Below are 18,359 nucleotides of genomic sequence, written 5' to 3'. Positions count from 1 at the left end.
CCGCTGGCGCTGGCCGGCCCCGCGGCCGCGCCGGACAGCCGCATGGTGCGGGCCATCGGACCCCAGGTGGCGCCACCCGCGACCGCGTGCCCGGTGGACTGGGCACCCGCCTCGGCGGCGGTCCGCCGGTCATGCGCCACCGCGCGGGTGGTGCCCGCCTCGACCAGTGTCAACGCCCGACGCGCGGTGCCCTCCGCGTCGAACGGCAGGCCCGACGCGCCCAACGGGTCGTCCACCAGGGTCACCGCCCTGTCGAACTGGGCGACCCCCGGCTCGGCGAACGACTGCCGTTCGGCGTACCGCTTGCCGTTGAAACCGAACCAGGACAGGTTCTGCAACAGGTCCGCCACGGCGGCCGGCTCGAACACCACCTCGTAGTGCCCCGGCGGCAACTCGACCGGGTCCGCCGCGGCCTGCGCCTTCGCCGCCGCGTGCGCCCCCAGCTCGGCACCGTCGAGGTCGGAGAGCCGGTCCGCGCAGCGCCGGGCCACCCCGTCCGCGCCGTCACGGCGGGCGATGCCGTCCATCGCCGCCTCCGCCGAGCGGCCGGACGCGGTGTGCCCGGCCGAGTTCGCGAACGCCGACGAGCGATGCGCGGTGCGGCAGTATCCCGCTGTGCTCAAGCCCTCGGCGGCGGCCACGAACGCCCCCACCCGGTCGGCCCGCTGGTCCGGCTCCGCGTACGCGGTCGCCTCGTCCACTGGCGGCGCGTCCGGCACGGGCGTCGGCGCGGTCAGCCCCGGCCAGCCCGGGTCGGGTGGGCAGAGGCGCGCCGCGGCCAGGGTCCGCTCCACCAGCGCCCGCAGCCCGTCGGTGGTGACCACGCTGCCGCTGCCGGCGGCGGTCCGACCGTCCACGTGCAGCCGCAACCGGACCCCGACCGTCGACTCCGCGACGTTCTGGTGGATGGCCGAGTTGGCGAACCGGGTCAGCGCCAGGTCCGCCCGCGTCACCACCGCGTCGGCCTGCGCGGCCGGACCGCCGAGCTGGCGGACCAGCTCGACAACCTGCCCCGCCAGCTCCAACTCACTCCTCGCGCTCACGCGGTGCCGCCTTTCGTTCGCGACTGCGGGGCTCGCAGGACCGGCTCACTCCTCGCGCTCACTGAGCTCCCTTTCGTTCGCGACTGCGGGGCTCGCAGGACCGGCTCACTCCTCGCGCTCACGCGGAAACCCCCACGCGGACGTTGCGGAACCGGGCCGGTGCCGCCGGGTGGCCGGTGTGGCCGATCTGGCCGGGCTGGCCCTTGCCGCAGTTGGGCGTGCCCCAGGAGATCGTCTCGTTGGAGAGCATGTCCATCGAGCGCCAGAAGAGCGGGCCGATCCCCGTGTACGTGGGGTTGCGCAGCATCCGCCCCCGCCGCCCCTTCTTGATCTCCCAGCCGACCTCGCAGCCGAACTGGAAGTTGAGCCGCTTGTCGTCGATCGACCAGGACCGGTTGAGGTCCATCAGAACGCCGTCGTCGGTGGCCGCGATGATCTCCTCCAGGGTGTGCGGGCCGGGTTCCAGGCCGACGTTCGTCATCCGCACCATCGGCAGCCGGGCCCACCCGTCGGCCCGTACGCTGCCGCCGTAGTCGAGGCTGGCCATGGCGGCCGAGTCCCGACCGGCGAGCACACCGACCCAGCGGCCGTCGCGGACCGCGTCCCGCCGGACCGCCGGGGAGCCCTCGTCGTCGAACCCGAAGCTGCCCAGGGCGCCGGGGATCGTCGGGTCGATGGTGATGTTCATCAGCTCCGAGCCGTAGCGCAGCGAACCGAGCTGGGCCAGGTCCAGCCAGGACGTGCCGGCGAACGCCGCCTCCCAGCCGAGGATCCGGTCCAGTTCGATGGCGTGCCCGACCGACTCGTGGATCTGCAGGGCCAACTGTTCGCCGCCGAGGATCAGATCCGTCTCGCCCGCCGGGCACTGCGGCGCGGTGAGCAGCGCCCGGGACTCGTCGGCGATCTGCGCGGCGTGCGCGGCCAGGTCGAGCGACTCGACCAGCTCCCACCCGGTGGTGCCGTACTGCCCCCGGTAGCTCGGCCAGGACCGGCGCTGCGTCTCGCCGTCACCGATGGAGGTGGCGGAAATGCCCCCACCGCATTCGCGGATCCGCTGGTCGATCCGGTGGCCCTCGCTGGAGACGAACCACTTGGCGGTGTCCCAGATCTGGTACAGGCCCTCGGCCAGATCCGCGCCGTGCTCGACCATCGCGCGGGTCGCGTCGACCAGCAGGTCACCCTTGTCCGACAGAGGCACCCCGAGCGGGTCGATCTCGCAACCGGAGGCCCAGCTCGCGGTGACGGCCTCGGCGGGCACCAGGTCGACCGGCGGGCCGGGCACCCGCGCGCTCGCCATCGCGGTACGCGTAGCGCGCCGACCGGCGTCGCGGGCGGCGGCGTCGGAGAGATCGGGTACGGCGTAGAAGCCCCAACTCGCACCGACGAGCGCCCGGACACCGAGCCCGATGCTCTCGTCCTGGGTCAGCTCCTCCACGTCGCCGTTGCGCGCGGTCATCGACTCGTAGCGGCGATGCATCACCCGTGCGTCGGCGTACCGCGCTCCCGCGTCGAGGGCGGCCTGGACGGCGGCGGTGGCCGCGTCGAACTCGGTCATGGACCGACCCTAGGCCAGACGACCGACGCCCGTCAGGGGAGCAGTTCCGCCGGTCGAATGGTGGCCTTCACCGGCTCGGTCAGTTCCAGAACCTCGCCGGCCCTGGTCGCCGACCGCTCGACGTAGTGGAAACCCTGTCGCTGATACAGGTACAGGCTCAGGGACTCCTGCTCGACGAGCAGATACCACGGGATGCTGGCCGCGGCGTACAGGTGCGGCTTCAACAGCCGATCGATGACGGCGGTGTGCGGCGCTGTGATCTCGCCAACCAGCAGGACCGCGCCCGCCGGCACGCAGTCCGCCGTCAGATCCAACTCCGCCGTCACCACGAGGTCGGGATTGAGGATGCGCGTGGCGTTGAGGCGCAGGTTAATGACCGGGAGCAGGGTGCGGGTCGCCGCTGCGCAGCCTGGCTCCAACGCGGCTGCCAAGCCACAGACGATCGCCTGGTGTCGGACGGACGGCGATGGTCCAATGAGCAGTCCGCCGTCGAGGAGTTCGATCCGCTGGGCTGTCTCACCGAGGGCGAGGTAGTCCGACTCGGTCCAGGGCAGCGAGTGGTCAGGAACGTCGGCAGGATCCACCCGGCCAGTGCAACTCGTTGTGGATCGCTGAGGTCGCACCCGGCGTGCGAGCACGATGAAGGCCTCGCTAGACGTTGTGATCTTCAAGATTGAGTCACCAAGATCGCGCCCGATCGTAGATGTAGTGGTTTCCGAGCGCTTCGTGGCCACTACTTCCTGCTTCGAGCGTGACCTTGACGGCGGTGGGTGCCCCAAACCCCGCTGCTGGTTTTTGAGGCGCTGTTCGTCGTCAAGATCCGCGCAGTATCGGGGATGTTGCTGTTTCTCGCGTGCCGGAGGCAGCAACATCGGGGAAGTTGCGCGGATCTTGGGCGCGGGGGCGCGGGGCGCGGGGCGCGCAAGGGCCAGGGCGGGGCCATGAACGGGCGTGGATGGCGAGGTGACGGGGGTGCGGGGCCGATGCTGACTCGTTACGCTCGGGCCCGCTGACACGTGCCGACTTTGTAGCTTATTTTCACCCTCGGGACTTTGTTGTAAGTTCTCTTCGTCACTGAGGGAGGTTGCCGTGGACAGCTCGGATCCGGCGCCGTCCGGGAAGCCGGACGACCATCCCGCCGTGCCGACGCAGCGCGGCAACGACGACGCCTACCTGCGGGTGCGTGACCTGCGGGTCCGGTTCGACACCGAGGACGGCGTGGTGCGCGCGGTCGACGGGGTGTCGTTCGCCGTCGAGCGGGGCCGCACCCTGGGCATCGTCGGTGAGTCCGGCTCCGGCAAGAGCGTCACCTCGCTGGCCATCCTCGGCCTGCACGATCCCAAACGCGCAACCATCACCGGCGAGATCTCCGTCGGCGGCCGGCAGGTGGTCGGCCTGCCTGACGAGGAGGTACGCCGGCTGCGTGGCCGGGACATGGCGATGATCTTCCAGGATCCGCTGTCCGCGCTGCACCCGTACTACACGGTGGGCCGACAGATCGCCGAGGCGTACCGGGTGCACCACCCGAAGGCCAACCGTCGCGAGGCCCGGCAGCGGGCCGTCGACATGCTGGACCGGGTCGGCATCCCACAGCCGGCCCGCCGCTTCGATCAGTACCCGCACGAGTTCTCCGGCGGCATGCGGCAACGGGCGATGATCGCGATGTCGCTGGTCAACGACCCGGCGCTGCTGATCGCCGACGAGCCGACCACCGCCCTGGACGTCACAGTGCAGGCGCAGATCCTGGACCTGTTGGCCGACCTCCAGGCCGAGTTCCACTCCGCGATCATCCTGATCACCCACGACCTCGGCGTGGTCGGCCAGGTCGCCGACGACGTGCTGGTCATGTACGGCGGTCGCGCCGTCGAGCGGGGCAGCGTCGAGCAGGTGCTCCGTTCGCCACAACATCCGTACACCTGGGGGTTGCTCTCCAGCGTGCCGTCGCTGCACGGCGACGCGGACGCGGACCTGCTGCCGATTCCCGGCAACCCGCCGAGCCTGATCAACCTGCCGTCCGGCTGCGCGTTCCACCCGCGCTGCCGGTACGCGGACCGCGCCGGCAGCCGCTCCCGCACGGACGTGCCCGAGCTACGGGCGGCCGGGGCCGAGGGTCACCTCGTCGCCTGTCATCTGAGCGCCGAGGAGCGCGCCGCGTTCTATGCCGAGGACGTCGCACGAGTGGGGGTGGCTGTGTGAGGGCGAGGAACGCAGCGCAGCGGAGTACCGCAGCCCCGAACGGAGGACCGTGGAGGTGACCGACGAACCGCTGTTGCGGGTACGGGGCCTGACCAAGCATTTCCCGGTACGCGAGGGGCTGCGCTCCACCGGCCTGGTGCGGGCGGTGGACGGGCTCGACTTCGACGTGCGCCCCGGCGAGACGCTCGGGCTGGTGGGGGAGTCGGGCTGCGGCAAGACCACCACCGGTCGGATGCTGGTGCGGCTGCTGGAGCCGACCAGCGGCAGCATCGAGTTCGCCGGGCGGGACATCACGCACGCCGGCCGCCGGGAGTTGCGCCCGCTGCGTCAGGAACTCCAGATCATCTTCCAGGACCCGTACGCGTCGCTGAACCCCCGGCACACCGTCGGCCGGATCGTGGCGATGCCGCTGCAGGTCAACGGGATCAAACCGCCGGGTGGGATCAAGGCCCGGGTGCAGGAGTTGCTGGAGCTGGTCGGGTTGAACCCGGAGCACTACAACCGGTACCCGCACGAGTTCTCCGGCGGTCAGCGTCAGCGCATTGGCATCGCCCGGGCGTTGGCCCTGCGGCCCAAGCTGATCGTCGCGGACGAGCCGGTGAGCGCGCTGGACGTCTCGATCCAGGCGCAGGTCGTCAACCTGCTGCGTGACCTGCAACGGGAGCTCGGTCTGGCGTTCGTGTTCATCGCGCACGACCTGGCTGTGGTCCGGCACTTCTGCCAGCGGGTCGCGGTCATGTACCTGGGCCGGATCGTGGAGATCGGCGATCGGGAGGACATCTACGAGCGCCCGCAGCACCCGTACACCAGGGCGTTGCTCTCGGCGATCCCGGACGTCACCCAGCTTGGCCCTGCGGGCCGCATCCGTCTGACCGGTGACGTGCCCACCCCGCTCGACCCGCCGTCGGGCTGCCGGTTCCGTACCCGGTGCTGGAAGGCGCAGGACGTCTGCGCCACTGAGGAGCCGGCGCTGGTCCCGCGTGACGGCGGCCGGCAGGCCACAGCGTGTCACTTCCCTGAGAGGGAAGCGGCCAGCACGAGCCCGGAGTCAGCCGAGTCGGCTGTCCAGGTCGACGAGGAGGTGTCGTCGTGAGCCTCTCCCCGGTGGAGGGTGTGGCGCTGGCCGAGATCGAGTCCGGCACCGACGCGGGCGGGCCCGCCGCCAAGGGCGTCGTCGGTCGCTCGCCCGGTCAGCTCGCGTGGATGCGGCTGCGCCGTGACCGTACGGCAGTGGTCAGCGGCGTACTCCTGGTGTTCTTCATGGTGTTGGGGTTGTCCGCCCCGCTGATCGAGATGCTCTACGGCGTCGGGCCGCGGGAGCAGTTCCAGAATCTGCTGGACGGCAACGGCATGCCACTGGGGTACGCCGGCGGGGTCACCGGTGACCACTGGTTCGGGCTGGAGCCGGGGCTGGGCCGGGACATCTTCGTCCGGCTGATCTACGGGTTGCGCACGTCGCTGTTCATCGCCCTCGCCGCCGCCCTGATCACCGCGACGATTGGCGTCGCGCTCGGCACGCTCGCCGGCTACCTCGGTGGCTGGCTCGACGCGGTGATCAACTGGATCACCGACCTGACCCTGGCGATGCCCTTCCTGATCATCGCGTTGGCGCTCACCCCCGCCATCACGCTGCGCTTCTACGGCGAGCGGGGGCAGGTGTCGTCCGCCTTCGGGGTGGGTGTGCTGATCGCCGTCTTCGCCATCTTCGGCTGGACCAGCACCGCGCGGCTGGTCCGCGGTCAGGTGATCGCGCTGCGTGAGCGGGAGTTCGTGGAGGCGGCCAAGGCCAGCGGCGCCGGGTTGGGGCACATGCTCTTCCGGCAACTGCTGCCGAACATCTGGGCGCCGATCCTGGTCTCGTTCTCGCTGGCGGTGCCGCAATTCATCACCAGCGAGGCGGCGCTCTCGTTCATCGGCGTCGGGCTCAGTGACGAAACGCCGAGCTTCGGCCGGATGATCTACGACAGTCTGGACTACCTCCAGACCGACCCGGCGTACGTGTTCTTCCCGGGCATCACGATCTTCGCGCTGGTGTTCGCCTTCAACCTCTTCGGCGACGCGTTGCGGGACGCGCTCGACCCGAAGTCGTCCCGGTAGGGGGTACCCCATGGCGCGATTTCTGCTCAAGCGGCTCTTCTCCGCCACGCTGACCCTGTTCGCGGTAAGTGTGCTGACCTTCCTGATGTTCTTCGCCCTGCCGCGTGACCCGGTGAGCAGCATCTGCTCGAAGAACTGCAACCCGGAGCGGTTGGAGCGGGTCCGCGACGACCTGGGCCTGAACGACCCGCTGATCAGCCAGTACGCCGGTTACATGAAGGGCATCGTGACCGGCCGGGACCTCGGTAGCGCCCAGGGTGGCCGCTGCGACGCGCCCTGTCTGGGCTGGTCGTACGTCACCAACGAGGCCGTCTCGGACACCATCGCCCGGGTGCTGCCGGTGACGCTGAGCATCGTGATCCCGGCGGCGATCCTCTGGTTGCTGCTCGGCGTCGGTCTTGGCATGGTCTCCGCGTTGCGTCGGGGCACCTGGCTGGACCGGGCCGCCATCGGCTTCTCGCTGACCGGCGCGTCGTTGCAGCTGTACTTCGTGGGCGCGGTGCTGCTGATGATCTTCGTCTACAACCTGCGGTGGCTGCCGGTGCCCAGCTACACCTCCCTGTTCGAGAACCCGGCGAAGTGGGCCAGTGGGCTGGCGCTCGCCTGGGTGTCGCTGGCCTTTCTCTTCTCGGCGATCTACGCCCGGTTGTCGCGGGCGCAGATGTTGGAGACGCTCTCCGAGGACTTCGTCCGGACCGCGCGGGCCAAGGGCCTGGCCAAACCCACCGTGTACGGGCGGCACGCGCTGCGCGCGGCGATCACCCCGGTGGTGACCATCGCGGGGCTGGACGTGGGCGGAGCGCTCGGTGGCACGGTCATCACCGAGACGACGTTCGGCATCCAGGGGTTGGGGCGTACGGCGGTGGACGCGGTGCGCTCGGGTGACCTGCCCACCATCATGGCCACCGTGCTGATCGCGGCCGTCTTCGTCGTCCTGGCGAACGTGCTGGTGGACCTGCTCTACGCGACCATCGACCCCCGGGTGCGGCTGCGCTGACCGGCTGCTCGGCCGCCACGGTGTCCGATGGCGAAATTTATCGACAACTGTTACACAACTCGTAGTTTTTCTTCCTTACGATCCTCGGGACGTCGGCGGTTCTCGCCCCGACGAAACCGCACGGCACATGGCTGAAGGAGGTACTTCATGCGACCACGCGTGGCGGTTGCCGCAGGCGGCGCGATCGCTCTGGTTGTGGCATTGGGTGCGTGCTCGAAGAACACGGGCGAGGGCACCACTGTGGACACCGACCGGAAGCAGACCGGGGTCATCGCGACCGACCCCAAGGACTCGCAGGGGCCGGCGGCAGAGGTGAGCGGCGCCGCGAAGGGCGGCACCTTCACCGTCATCCGGGAGTCGCCGATCTCCCACCTCGACCCGCAGCGGACGTACTCGTTCGCCGGTCTGATGGCCAACCCGCTCTGGTCCCGCTACCTGACCACCTGGAAGGACGATGGCAAGGGCGGCCTGGTCCTGGTCGGTGACCTGGCCGAGACGCCGGGCAAGAACGTCAACAACGACTGCAAGGTCTGGGAGTTCACCGTCAAGGACGGGGTGAAGTTCGAGGACGGCCGGCCGATCACCTCCAAGGAGATCGCGTACGGCATCGCACGCTCCTTCGACCCCGACCTGTCCGGCGGCCCGACCTACATCCAGGAGTGGCTGGCCGACACCGCGCAGTTCGACACCAAGTGGGACTTCAAGAAGAACAAGACGTCGCTGCCGCCGGGCCTGAGCACGCCGGACGCCAAGACGCTGCGCTTCGAGTTCGCCAAGCCCCGCTGCGACCTGCCGTTCGCCGCCTCGCTGCCGACCACCGCGCCGCTGCCCGCCGACAAGGACACCGGCATCGAGGTGGACAAGCAGCCGTTCTCCTCCGGCCCGTACAAGGTCGCCAAGAACCAGGTCGGCGTCCAGCTCACCCTGGACCGCAACCCCAACTGGGACGCCAACACCGACCCGGTACGCCATCAGTACCCGGACCAGTTCGTCTGGACCTTCGGGCCGACCGCCGACGCCGCCAACAACCGGGTGATCGCCGACAACGGCGCCGACCAGAGCGCACTCGCCTTCAACACCGTGCCCGCCTCGCTGGTCGCCAAGGTGGCCGGGGACGCCGCGCTCAAGTCGCGGACGATCCTCTCGCCGACCCCGAGCGCCAACCAGCTCGTCATCAACAACCAGCGGGTCACCGACCTCAAGGTCCGGCAGGCGCTCAACTACGCCATCGACCGCGAAGGCATGATCAAGGTGCTCGGCGGCCAGAACGTCGCCGCACCGCTGACCACGCTGATGCCGTCCGCCACGATCGGCTACAAGGCGTACGAGGCGTACCCGGCCGGGCCGAACGGCAACGTCGACAAGGCCAAGGAACTGCTCGGCGGAAAGACGCCGGAGCTGGTCCTCGGCGTCGCCGACAACTCCACCGAGCAGCAGCAGGGCGCTCAGCTGAAGGCCAACCTGGAGCGGGCCGGCTTCAAGATCACGCTGCGGAACATCTCCGACGACGCCAAGCTCGACGAGATCAAGAAGAAGAACAACCCCTGGGACCTGTACATCGGTAACTGGGCGGCGGACTGGCCCAGCGGGGCGTCGATTCTGCCGGTGCTCTACGACGGCCGCACCATCAAGGCCGAGGGCAACAGCAACCAGTCCTACTTCAACGACCCGGCCATCAACGCCGAGATGGACCGCATCCTGGCGCTCGCCCCGGCCGACCAGGGCCCGGAGTGGGCCAAGCTCGACGAGCGGATCATGAAGGAGTTCGCCCCGGTGGTGCCGCTCTACGTCGACGTGGCCTACAACGTGCACGGGTCCAAGGCCGGCGGGATCTTCATCTCCAGCGTCTTCGGCTACCCGTCGTTCGTGAACGCGCACGTCAAGCCGTAGTCATACCGCAGGCAGGCAGGGCCCTCTCCCGACAGCGTCGTCGGGAGGGGGCCCTCGCCGTCCGTCCTCTGAGCGCGAGCGCTGTTCGGCCAGCCCGGGATGGGTGCCCCCGCACGCTTCCTTTGGAGCTGATGTCGTAGACGATTCAACCGTTGAAGCATCCTCGACTCGGCGTGCCGACAGTCACGGTCCAGCGCGTCTGGAGCTTGCCGTGTGGCCGGGACCGCCCGGAGCACGTGGGGCTGGGTCGGACTCTGGGGATCCTGTAGTCGGCCGAATGGGCGCTGACCGTGGCAGAGGGGTATGCCTTGCGGCCGTCAGCAGACGCAGGTGGCACCGAAATCGGGGCGATATCGTGGCGCGGTGTTCACCGCCGGCAAGCGTGACTCGATCCGGGAGCAGTTGCTCGGTCTAGCCGAACGTGACCCCGCCGTCGTCGGGGCCGCCATCACCGGATCTCACGCGGTCGACGGCGGCGACCGGTGGTCGGACATCGACCTGGCGTTCGGCATCGAAGGTTCGCTGGACGCGGTGATGCACCGCTGGACCGACATGCTCTACCGGGACTTCGCCGCCGTTCATCACTGGGACCTGCCGTCCGGCTCTGCCGTGTACCGGGTGTTCCTGCTTGCCGACATGCTTGAAGTGGACATCGGGTTCACACCGGCTGCGGAGTTCGGGCCGCACGGTCCGACCTGGCGTACGGTCTTCGGCCATCCCGGACAGGCCAAGGAAGACCTGCGTCCGGAATGGCGGGCTCTGGTCGGGTTGGGATGGCACCACGCCCTGCATGCGTGGATCTCCATCCAACGCCACCGTTGGTGGCAGGCCGAGCAGTGGATCAGCGCTCTACGCGGTCAGGTTCTCGCCTTGGCCTGCTTGCGCCTCGGTCACCCCACCAGCTACGCGAAAGGTGCCCACCTGCTTCCGCCGGAGGTGACCTCACCGCTGGACACGACCCTGGTCCGTGCGCTGAACGAGGCCGAACTGACCCGTGCTCTCTCCGCAGCGACGGATGCGCTGACAGGGGAACTCGCGCTCGCCGATGCAGCTCTTGCTGCCCGACTGGCCTTCGTCCTCAGCGACCTGTGCACGGACAACCCGAGGCCAGACGAGCCTGACGGCAGCGAAGAGCCCAGTGTCGACCTACCGGCTGAGTCCGCCAGTTGAAACGCGCCGGTTGACCGGAACATTCGTCCAAGCCAGCGGCACCGCAGGGCGACGACAGTGCATTCATGACGGCATCGCCAGCCCTCGGCAAACAGTTCGACGAGGTCGACCCGCGCGCGTCCGACCAGCAACCGCGTCGAAGCCGCGCCCGCCGGCGACGGCGCGTCATCGCCTCGACGACGCTGCTCACGGTCGTCGGACTGCTCCTGGCCAACGCGGCATCGGTGAACTGGCAGTCCGCCCGTGCCACCGGAGACTCGATCCTGCATCTCGACGGCGGCGACATCAACGTCAGCCAGGACGGGCCCCGCGACGCCCCGGCACTCGTGCTGATCCACGGGCTCGGTGCCTCGACCGAGTGGTGGAAGTCGATAGTCCCGACGCTGGCAACGTCCCACCGTGTCATCCGAATCGACCTGCTCGGACATGGCCGATCCGCCAAACCGGCCGGCGGCGGCTATGCCGTCCCGCAGCAGGGACGCCGCGTCGGGCAGGCACTGGACCAGCTCGGCATCGAACAGGCCATCGTGATTGGCCACTCGACCGGCGGCTACGTCGCCACCGCGCTCGCCGAACACCGCGGCGACCTGGTGATCGGCCTCGCGCTCATCAACACGGGACCGCGCCTGGACGCCTTCATCTCGGACGGGCCGGTGGGCAAGCTCGTCTTCGTCCCTGTGCTGGGTCAACTCCTGTGGCGACTTCGGACCGATGGGATTCTGCGCCGGGGCTTGAGCACCGCGTTCGCGCCCGGCTTCCACGTCCCGCAGCAGCTCGTCGACGACACGCGCAGCATGACCTACCACGCGCTCACGGCGACATCGCGGGCGTCCGACGACTACCTGACCCAGCGACAACTTCCGGATCGGCTCACGAGCCTCGGCAAGCCACTGCTGGTCATCTTCGGTGAGCTCGACCAGAGGTGGCGATCCTCATCGGCGGCCGCGTACCGCCGCGTTGCTGGTGCGAACGTCGAGTTGATGCCCGGTGTCGGTCACTCACCCATGCTCGAAGACCCTACGCAGACGACCGGATTTCTCCTCACCTTCTTCAGCTCCGTGTCGGGCGGTCAGTGAGTCAAACGAGAACCGCGACCATGTGCGGCCGTGCGAGAGGCGGGGCTTGTGGATCCATGCGGTCGGCCGCGCGCATAGAGTCGTCCCGACACGGTGACCTTCGCGAGACCAGGACGGGGCAGGACATGCGCCACGGCACCCGGAACGAGATGCTCGCTCGTCTGGCCGAGGCGGTCGAGTCGGTCACTCATGCCCACCCGGTACGGGTTGCCGTCGACGGCCCGCCCGCCGCTGGCAAGACGACCCTCGCCGACGAGTTGGCCGTCGTCCTGCGCGAGCACGGCCGCGACGTCATTCGCGCGACGATCGACGACTTCCTCTTCCCTCGGGCGCAGCGGTATCCGCGCGGCGAGTACTCGGCCGAAGGCTGCTACTACGACGCACACGACTACGGCGCGTTGAACCGGGTTCTGCTGGATCCACTCGGCCCCGGCGGAGATCGGCGCTTCCAACCCGCGGTCTACGACAGCACCGCGGACGCTGTGCTGTCCCCGCCGATCTTGACCGCTCCCGCCGACGCCGTGCTGGTGTTCGACGGCGTTTTCCTGATGCGCCCGGAACTTCGAGACCGGTGGGACCTGCGCGTCTTCGTGTCGAGCGCGCCCGAGAAGACAGTGGATCGTGCCGTGGTCCGAGAGCGGCAGGTGTCATCCCGCATCGACGTCGAGCGGCGTTGGCGCGAGCGTTACCTCCCCTCCCAACAGCTCTACTTCGACAGGGTGCGCCCGACCGATCACGCCGACGTCGTCGTGCACAACGACGAGCCCCAGCAGCCGGTCTGGGAGAACCACACACGTTGAACGCACGTTCGTTCGGAGGCGGGGGATGACGACGCTGTTCCTGACGGTGGGGCTTCCGTGCACCGGGAAGACCACTGCTGCTCGACGTATCGAGGTTGAGCGCAAAGCTCTTCGTCTGACGAAGGACGAGTGGGTGAAGGCTCTCTACGGGCAGGAGAATCCGCCGTCGGCTCAGGACGTGATCGAAGGACGGCTCATCGAGATCGGGTTGCGGACCCTGGAACTCGGCACCAACGTCGTGATCGACTACGGCCTCTGGAGCCGGGACGAGCGCACTGCGCTGCGGCAGGCAGCAGCAGACCTCGGCGCGACGGTGGAGTTGCACTACTTCGCACTCACCCCAGCCGAGCAGCGCCGACGACTCGATCAGCGCCAAGCCGAAGCGCCACACACGACGTGGCCCATGTCCGACGACGAACTCGCCGAGTGGGCGGCGAGCTTCGAGGTCCCGACGCCGGGCGAACTCGACGGCACCGAACCCATTGACGCGCCGCCGACTGGATTCGCGAGCTGGAACGAGTGGCGTACGCACCGCTGGCCGCCCGCGGTCTCCTGACACCGGCGACCGCCATCGCACTCTCGCGACCAACTGACGTTGACACGTTGCGCGGCCGGCACCTTGATGCAAGCATCGCACCATGACGATCAACCGAAAGGGTCATGCCGCGTAAGCGGCCGGGCGCGATTCGCGCCGCACATCAAGCCGCTGGTCCTGCCCTTCGCCAATGGGCCCGCGAAGGCGGCGATCTGATCGACTGTCTCTCTCCTGCCGCAACCGCCGCCGTTCGAGCTGTCGAACACTGCCGGAATTCCGGTCGGTCCTCGCGCGGCGGGGAATGCTACGACCCCGACCCATTCAATCAGCATGTCCGACCCGGGCATACTGCCTATTTCCTTCTTGAATATCGACAATTTCTGCGCCAGCCCGGGCGGAAGCTCCGCCTCGAAGCGTCGCCCTGCCCCGCCTGCCCCGGCTGCCAATACCTGGATCTGGCGCTCGTGCGAGACGCGTTGGAGGCTGTGACCCGTCTCCTACCGTCGTCGGCACGTGTGGAGATGCGCCGACTGCTGAACCGCCTGGACGGCGAGTTTCGACGCCGCACCCTTCCCGACTCCAGTCCCAGGAGAAGTTGGAGTGGTCAACCGCTGCCGTGGTGGCATCGGCGGATCTACAAGAACTGACCTTCCGTCCATTCGTCGGCGCTTTTCGCGATCCTCCTGCTTTCGGCGTTCTTCCCCCGCCTGCGGGAGCTTCGCCGCACATCAGGGGACGATCACCACGCCGCCGCGTACGCCACCTCGGGCCAGACGGTCGTGGGCGGCTGCCGCGTCGGCGAAGGGGTACACGTCAGCGACCCGGAGCGGAATGGTGCCGCTGCTGACCAGTGTGACCAGTTCGCCCAGCCGGGATCCGTCCGGTAGCACCTCCAGCGCGAAGGTCCGGATTCCGCGCACCGGCTCCGGGCGAAGTGGGGGCGACGCGGCCACGTAGCCGCCGCCGTCCCGGATGAGGTCCAGCAGTGCGGAGCCGATCACCGCCAGGTCGATGACCGCGTCGAACGTGCCCGTCGGATCGTCGGTGCGCGACAGGAACGCCGCGCCCTGCGACTCGACGAACTCGCGGTCATCGGCTCCGGCGAGTCCCGTGGTGTGCAGACCAGCCGCCCGGGCCAGCGCCAGAACGAACCCTCCGACCTGCCCGGCGGCGCCGGTGACGAGCACTGTCGAACCCGCCGGGAGCGCGAGCAGGTCGAGTGCCTGGGCGGCGGCGAGGCCATTGGTCGGCAGGGTCGCCGCCTCGGTGGCGGGGACGCCGGCGGGCGCGGAGGTGAGCCAGGCGGCGTCGAGGACCACGTACTCCGCGTGGGCACCGACAGTGGTTTGCAGCCACGGCGAGAAGCCGATGACCTCGTCGCCGACCGTGAACTCGTCGACCGACGGGCCGACCGCGTCGACGCTGCCGGCAACGTCCCAGCCGGGGGTGTACGGCAGACCGGCCGGCAACGGGGCCGGGAACCGACCGGAGCGGACCATCAGGTCAACCGGATGGACAACCGATGCCGCGACCCGCACCCGTACCTGACCCGGCCCGGGCTCAGGCATTGGCACCTCAGCCACGTGCAGGACCTCCGGCCCTCCGAACTCCACATACCTGACTGCGCGCATCGTCGTCTCCTTCGTGGGATTTCGTGATCACCACGACCGTACGAATGCTCGGCACTGGGAGAAAGTAGGTACCTTGGAGTGCCTAGGGCACCAGGGGAGGACAGCATGTCGACGACGACCGCGGCGCAACGCCGCGAACAGGCCAAACGCGACTACGACGCGTTCCTGGAGCAGTGCCCGACCCGTGAGCTGCTGAGCAGGCTCACCGACAAGTGGGTCGCGCTGGTGATCCCCGCGCTCGCCGGGGGCCCGCAGCGGCACGGCGAGCTCGCCCGCCGCATCGCCGGCGTCAGCCAGAAGATGCTCACCCAGACCCTCCGCACGCTGGAGCGTGACGGCCTGGTCACCCGCACTGTCACTGCTTCGGTGCCGGTCCGCGTCGACTACGAGCTCACCCCGCTCGGCCATGAACTGTTCCCGGTCATCTTCGCCATCAAGAACTGGGCGGAGACGCACATGGATCGCGTCTTCGAAGCGCGGACCCAGTTCGACGCACGTCCCTGAGAGTCGACGACGCCGATCAACGTCGGAGTCCGAGCCCGCCAGATTGTCGCTGGTGGAGGTTAGGGTCCGCGTCGTGGACGACACCTCGATGGCCCGGCAGACCGCCCACGCCTACGTCGATCTTCTGGAGCGCCGCGACTGGTCCGGGTTGGCTGCCCTGCTCAGCGACGATGTGGTCTACGAGATGCCGCAGACTCGGGAGCGCATTCGCGGCAGGGACGCGTTCCTGCGGTTCAACACCGACTATCCCGGCGACTGGCACCTCCGGCCGCGACGGGTGATCGCCGATGGTCGCCTCGCTGCCCTGTTGCTCGACGTCCGCGTCGGCGCCGAGCAGACGGAGGCGTGTGTGTGGCTGGAGATGTCCGAGCAGGGGCTGATCAGCAAGGTCATCGACTACTGGCCCGAGCCGTACGATCCGCCGCCGGGCCGGGAACACCTCGTGGAACGTTGGTGATCGTCAGCCTCCCGCAGCAGCGGCCCAGGTGCGGCAGGCAACGTCTCTACCTGGCGCCGTCCACGGGCGGGTGCGGCAGCACCAACGCCTGAGCGGCGATGACGCGTTCGCCGTCGAAGGTCAGCGCCGGTGATCCGTGCAGCCGATAGCCCTGATCGAGAAGAGCACTGACGCGGGCGCAGAATTCAGCGTCATCGGGCCCGGTGATGAGGCGGTAGCCGAGCGGTTTCGTGAAATCCGATGCTGCTCACAACAGGTGGGTACGGAGGAACTCCAGCTCCAGGGGGAGCAGGCGCTCGGCGGTGCCGTTCGCGGCCATGTGCGTGGCGCCGGTCAGCGGCAGCACGGCGTGCGGGCGGCCGGTGCTCAGCAGTGCCGCCGAGAGCCGGAGCGTGTGCGCGGCCACCACGTTGTCGTCGGCCAGGCCGTGCACCAGCAGCAACGGGCGGGCCTGGTCCGGGCCGGTGACCGGTTCGGCGGCCAACTCGACGAGCGAGTGGTGCGCGTAGACGTCCGTGCCATCCTCCGGCAACCCCAGATAACGCTCGGTGTACGCGGTGTCGTACAGCGCCCAGTCGGTCACCGGCGCACCGGCGATGCCGCACCGGAACAGCTCCGGGTGACGCAGCACCGCCAACCCGGCCAGCCACCCCCCGAACGACCAGCCGCGCACCCCCACCCGGCTCAGATCCAGGTCGGGATGCTTGCCGGCCAGTGCCGTCAACGCGTCGATCTGGTCGGTGAGGATCACGTCGGCCACCCGGCGGTGGATCGCCTTCTCGAACGAGGGTGCCACTCCCGGCGTACCCCGGTTGTCGATGGTGACCACCGCGAACCCGGCGTCGGCCCACCACTGCCGCTCCAACCACGCGGCCCGCGCCGCCACGACCTCCTGGTGCCCCGGCCCGCCGTAGATGTCCAGCAGTACCGGCAACCGTCGACCCGTCACGTGGTTGTCCGGGTAGAGCACCGCCGCCGGCAACCGCCGGTCGGTCACCCGTTCCAGCAGCGGCAGCGGTGAATACGGCGGGTTGGCGGCGAACGATCGCAGCTCGGCCAACTCCTGGTCGCCGCGACGCACGGTCCACCGCACCCCGGCGTGGTCCAGCGACGCGACACCCACCGCCAGCACGTCCCCGCCCACCGCGGCGGTGTACCAGCCGGAGTCGGTGGTGAGTCTCCGCGCGTCCACCCCACCGCCGATCGTGGTGCGGATCCGGAAGAGGTGCCGTTCGCTCGGCTCGCCGTCGCTCGCCTCGACCAGCAGATCGGCCGGACCGGAGGCGGCCGGCAGCCGACCCACCACCCGGCGTACGTACAGCGACGGCGGGGTGAGCAGGGTGCCGTCGGCGAACAGGCACCTCGCGTCGTACCCGTCGTGGGCCAGTTCCCCGCCGACCAGCACGCGGCCGTCCGGGAGGTGCGCCGGGGTGCCGGCGATCGGCTCTACCCAACGCGGGTCGGCCAGCTCCGCGTGCACCTGCGTCTCACCGGTGCGGGGGTCCACCGCCAGCACCAGCCCGTGCTGCTGCGACCGGCGCAGCACGGTGATCAACGGGCTGCCCTCGACCCAGCTGACCCCGGTCAGGTACGGGTAGGTCTCCCGATCCCAGTGCACGTCCACCCAGCCGTCGTCCAGGTCGAGCAGGTGCAGGCTGACCTCGGCGTTCGGCCCACCCGCCCGGGGGTACGCGATGGCGGTCGGCGGGCTGGCCGGCTGGGCGGGGTCGTGCAGGTGCCAGCGTTCCAGGCGGCTCTCGTCGACCCGGGCGGCGAGCACCATCCGGCCGTCCGGAGCCCACCAGTAGCCCCGGTACCGACCGAACTCCTCAGCCGCGATGTGTTCGGCCAGGCCCCAGCTCACACCGGCGTCCTCGCCGGCCAGCAGGGTGTCCGTGCCGTCCGGCTCGATCACCCGCAGCTCGCCCCGGCGCACCCCCTCGGCCGCGTCGGTCACGTACGCCAGCCGCTGCCCGGTCGGGTCCGGACGCGGGTCCAGCACCGGACCGACGGCCGCCACCTCCACCACGTCGCCGTGCACCAGATCGGCCCGGAACAGCCGCCCGGCCAGCGCGAACACCGCAACCCGGCCGGCGGCGTCCAACGCGTACGAGCCGATGCCGTCGGCACTGAGCCGCAGCCGCTCCCGCAGCGCGCGCTCACCGGGGGAGAGGGACCTGACGTCACCGTCCTCGCCGAGCAGGGTTGCCGGATCGGCGACCAGGCGCTCCTCGGCGGTGGCCACGTCCAGCATCCAGAGCGCGTCCGCCGGGTCCTCCGGGCCGGCGGAGCGCAGGAAGATCACCCGGGAGCCGTCCTCCGCCACGGAGACAGCGCGTGGCGCGCCGTGGCTGAACCGGTGGGTGCGGGCGGCCAGCTCCGGAAAGTCCACACGCCAAATCGTAGAG

At 69.6% G+C, this 18,359-nt stretch carries 17 protein-coding genes; 11 read left to right on the top strand and 6 right to left on the bottom strand.

What is annotated here, in order from left to right:
- The 3 genes from ACWCO3_RS04325 to ACWCO3_RS04315 form a co-directional block, all read right to left on the bottom strand.
- Positions 1 to 1,043, bottom strand: a 1,043-nt coding sequence (locus ACWCO3_RS04325; protein WP_450008418.1) for a TldD/PmbA family protein, incomplete at its 3' end; no start/stop codon positions are given.
- 118 nt (positions 1,044 to 1,161) lie between these two features.
- Positions 1,162 to 2,598 (bottom strand): TldD/PmbA family protein, encoded by a 1,437-nt coding sequence (locus tag ACWCO3_RS04320; protein WP_145779040.1) that lies wholly within the window; start codon positions 2,596 to 2,598, stop codon positions 1,162 to 1,164.
- A 32-nt stretch (positions 2,599 to 2,630) separates the two neighbouring features.
- Entirely contained in the window at positions 2,631 to 3,182 is a 552-nt protein-coding gene (locus ACWCO3_RS04315; protein WP_358166129.1) for a Uma2 family endonuclease, read from the bottom strand.
- 556 nt (positions 3,183 to 3,738) lie between these two features.
- On the opposite strand from ACWCO3_RS04315, the gene ACWCO3_RS04310 reads away from it, so the two are divergent.
- From ACWCO3_RS04310 to ACWCO3_RS04270, 9 genes are all read left to right on the top strand, one after another.
- The gene (locus tag ACWCO3_RS04310) at positions 3,739 to 4,794 is read left to right on the top strand and encodes an ABC transporter ATP-binding protein (protein WP_208745121.1); all 1,056 of its coding nucleotides are present in this window, start codon (positions 3,739 to 3,741) and stop codon (positions 4,792 to 4,794) included.
- Positions 4,795 to 4,849: 55 nt separating this feature from the next.
- Complete coding sequence (locus tag ACWCO3_RS04305) at positions 4,850 to 5,887, top strand: ABC transporter ATP-binding protein (protein WP_450008415.1); 1,038 nt, start codon at positions 4,850 to 4,852, stop codon at positions 5,885 to 5,887.
- Positions 5,884 to 6,891: an ABC transporter permease gene (locus ACWCO3_RS04300; protein WP_357840190.1), complete on the top strand. Its 1,008-nt coding sequence runs from the start codon at positions 5,884 to 5,886 to the stop codon at positions 6,889 to 6,891. The genes ACWCO3_RS04305 and ACWCO3_RS04300 overlap by 4 nt, the downstream gene beginning before the upstream one ends.
- A 10-nt stretch (positions 6,892 to 6,901) precedes the next feature.
- Positions 6,902 to 7,888, top strand: coding sequence for an ABC transporter permease (locus ACWCO3_RS04295; protein WP_145779045.1), 987 nt, complete (start codon positions 6,902 to 6,904; stop codon positions 7,886 to 7,888).
- A 147-nt stretch (positions 7,889 to 8,035) separates the two neighbouring features.
- Positions 8,036 to 9,778 (top strand): ABC transporter substrate-binding protein, encoded by a 1,743-nt coding sequence (locus tag ACWCO3_RS04290; protein WP_145779046.1) that lies wholly within the window; start codon positions 8,036 to 8,038, stop codon positions 9,776 to 9,778.
- 363 nt (positions 9,779 to 10,141) lie between these two features.
- The gene (locus ACWCO3_RS04285) at positions 10,142 to 10,948 is read left to right on the top strand and encodes a hypothetical protein (RefSeq protein ID WP_244311562.1); all 807 of its coding nucleotides are present in this window, start codon (positions 10,142 to 10,144) and stop codon (positions 10,946 to 10,948) included.
- A 65-nt stretch (positions 10,949 to 11,013) separates the two neighbouring features.
- Positions 11,014 to 12,024 carry an alpha/beta fold hydrolase gene (locus ACWCO3_RS04280; RefSeq protein WP_145779047.1) on the top strand — a complete coding sequence of 337 codons (1,011 nt, stop codon included), beginning with the start codon at positions 11,014 to 11,016 and terminating at the stop codon, positions 12,022 to 12,024.
- Between the two features lie 125 nt (positions 12,025 to 12,149).
- Complete coding sequence (locus ACWCO3_RS04275; RefSeq protein WP_450008412.1) at positions 12,150 to 12,824, top strand: uridylate kinase; 675 nt, start codon at positions 12,150 to 12,152, stop codon at positions 12,822 to 12,824.
- A 25-nt stretch (positions 12,825 to 12,849) separates the two neighbouring features.
- Positions 12,850 to 13,380: an AAA family ATPase gene (locus ACWCO3_RS04270; protein WP_145779049.1), complete on the top strand. Its 531-nt coding sequence runs from the start codon at positions 12,850 to 12,852 to the stop codon at positions 13,378 to 13,380.
- A gap of 707 nt (positions 13,381 to 14,087) precedes the next feature.
- On the opposite strand, the gene ACWCO3_RS04265 is transcribed toward ACWCO3_RS04270, so the two are convergent.
- Positions 14,088 to 14,990, bottom strand: a complete 903-nt coding sequence (locus ACWCO3_RS04265; RefSeq protein ID WP_145779050.1) for an NADP-dependent oxidoreductase — start codon at positions 14,988 to 14,990, stop codon at positions 14,088 to 14,090.
- 105 nt (positions 14,991 to 15,095) lie between these two features.
- Between ACWCO3_RS04265 and ACWCO3_RS04260 the strand changes: the two genes are divergently transcribed.
- Both ACWCO3_RS04260 and ACWCO3_RS04255 read left to right on the top strand, forming a co-directional pair.
- Positions 15,096 to 15,494: a winged helix-turn-helix transcriptional regulator gene (locus ACWCO3_RS04260; protein ID WP_145779051.1), complete on the top strand. Its 399-nt coding sequence runs from the start codon at positions 15,096 to 15,098 to the stop codon at positions 15,492 to 15,494.
- Between the two features lie 88 nt (positions 15,495 to 15,582).
- Positions 15,583 to 15,951, top strand: coding sequence for a nuclear transport factor 2 family protein (locus tag ACWCO3_RS04255; protein ID WP_425280564.1), 369 nt, complete (start codon positions 15,583 to 15,585; stop codon positions 15,949 to 15,951).
- Positions 15,952 to 15,997: 46 nt separating this feature from the next.
- Here ACWCO3_RS04255 and ACWCO3_RS04250 read toward each other — a convergent pair whose 3' ends face one another.
- On the bottom strand, positions 15,998 to 16,159 hold the full coding sequence (locus ACWCO3_RS04250) for a DUF1737 domain-containing protein (RefSeq protein WP_145785451.1): 162 nt from the start codon (positions 16,157 to 16,159) through the stop codon (positions 15,998 to 16,000).
- A 39-nt stretch (positions 16,160 to 16,198) separates the two neighbouring features.
- The gene (locus ACWCO3_RS04245) at positions 16,199 to 18,343 is read right to left on the bottom strand and encodes a S9 family peptidase (RefSeq protein WP_145779053.1); all 2,145 of its coding nucleotides are present in this window, start codon (positions 18,341 to 18,343) and stop codon (positions 16,199 to 16,201) included.
- Positions 18,344 to 18,359 lie beyond the last annotated feature (16 nt).

The organism is Micromonospora sp. NPDC002411 (assembly GCF_053592955.1).
This window is presented reverse-complemented; position numbering and strand designations above follow the sequence as displayed.

Bases quoted from the DNA above. Each gene is read 5' to 3' on its own strand.
- ACWCO3_RS04320 (WP_145779040.1), bottom strand. From the start codon at position 2,598: ATGACCGAGTTCGACGCGGCCACCGCCGCCGTCCAGGCCGCCCTCGAC.
- ACWCO3_RS04295 (WP_145779045.1), top strand. From the start codon at position 6,902: ATGGCGCGATTTCTGCTCAAGCGGCTCTTCTCCGCCACGCTGACCCTG.
- ACWCO3_RS04290 (WP_145779046.1), top strand. From the start codon at position 8,036: ATGCGACCACGCGTGGCGGTTGCCGCAGGCGGCGCGATCGCTCTGGTT.
- ACWCO3_RS04280 (WP_145779047.1), top strand. From the start codon at position 11,014: ATGACGGCATCGCCAGCCCTCGGCAAACAGTTCGACGAGGTCGACCCG.
- ACWCO3_RS04275 (WP_450008412.1), top strand. From the start codon at position 12,150: ATGCGCCACGGCACCCGGAACGAGATGCTCGCTCGTCTGGCCGAGGCG.
- ACWCO3_RS04270 (WP_145779049.1), top strand. From the start codon at position 12,850: ATGACGACGCTGTTCCTGACGGTGGGGCTTCCGTGCACCGGGAAGACC.
- ACWCO3_RS04265 (WP_145779050.1), bottom strand. From the start codon at position 14,990: ATGCGCGCAGTCAGGTATGTGGAGTTCGGAGGGCCGGAGGTCCTGCAC.
- ACWCO3_RS04260 (WP_145779051.1), top strand. From the start codon at position 15,096: ATGTCGACGACGACCGCGGCGCAACGCCGCGAACAGGCCAAACGCGAC.
- ACWCO3_RS04255 (WP_425280564.1), top strand. From the start codon at position 15,583: ATGGCCCGGCAGACCGCCCACGCCTACGTCGATCTTCTGGAGCGCCGC.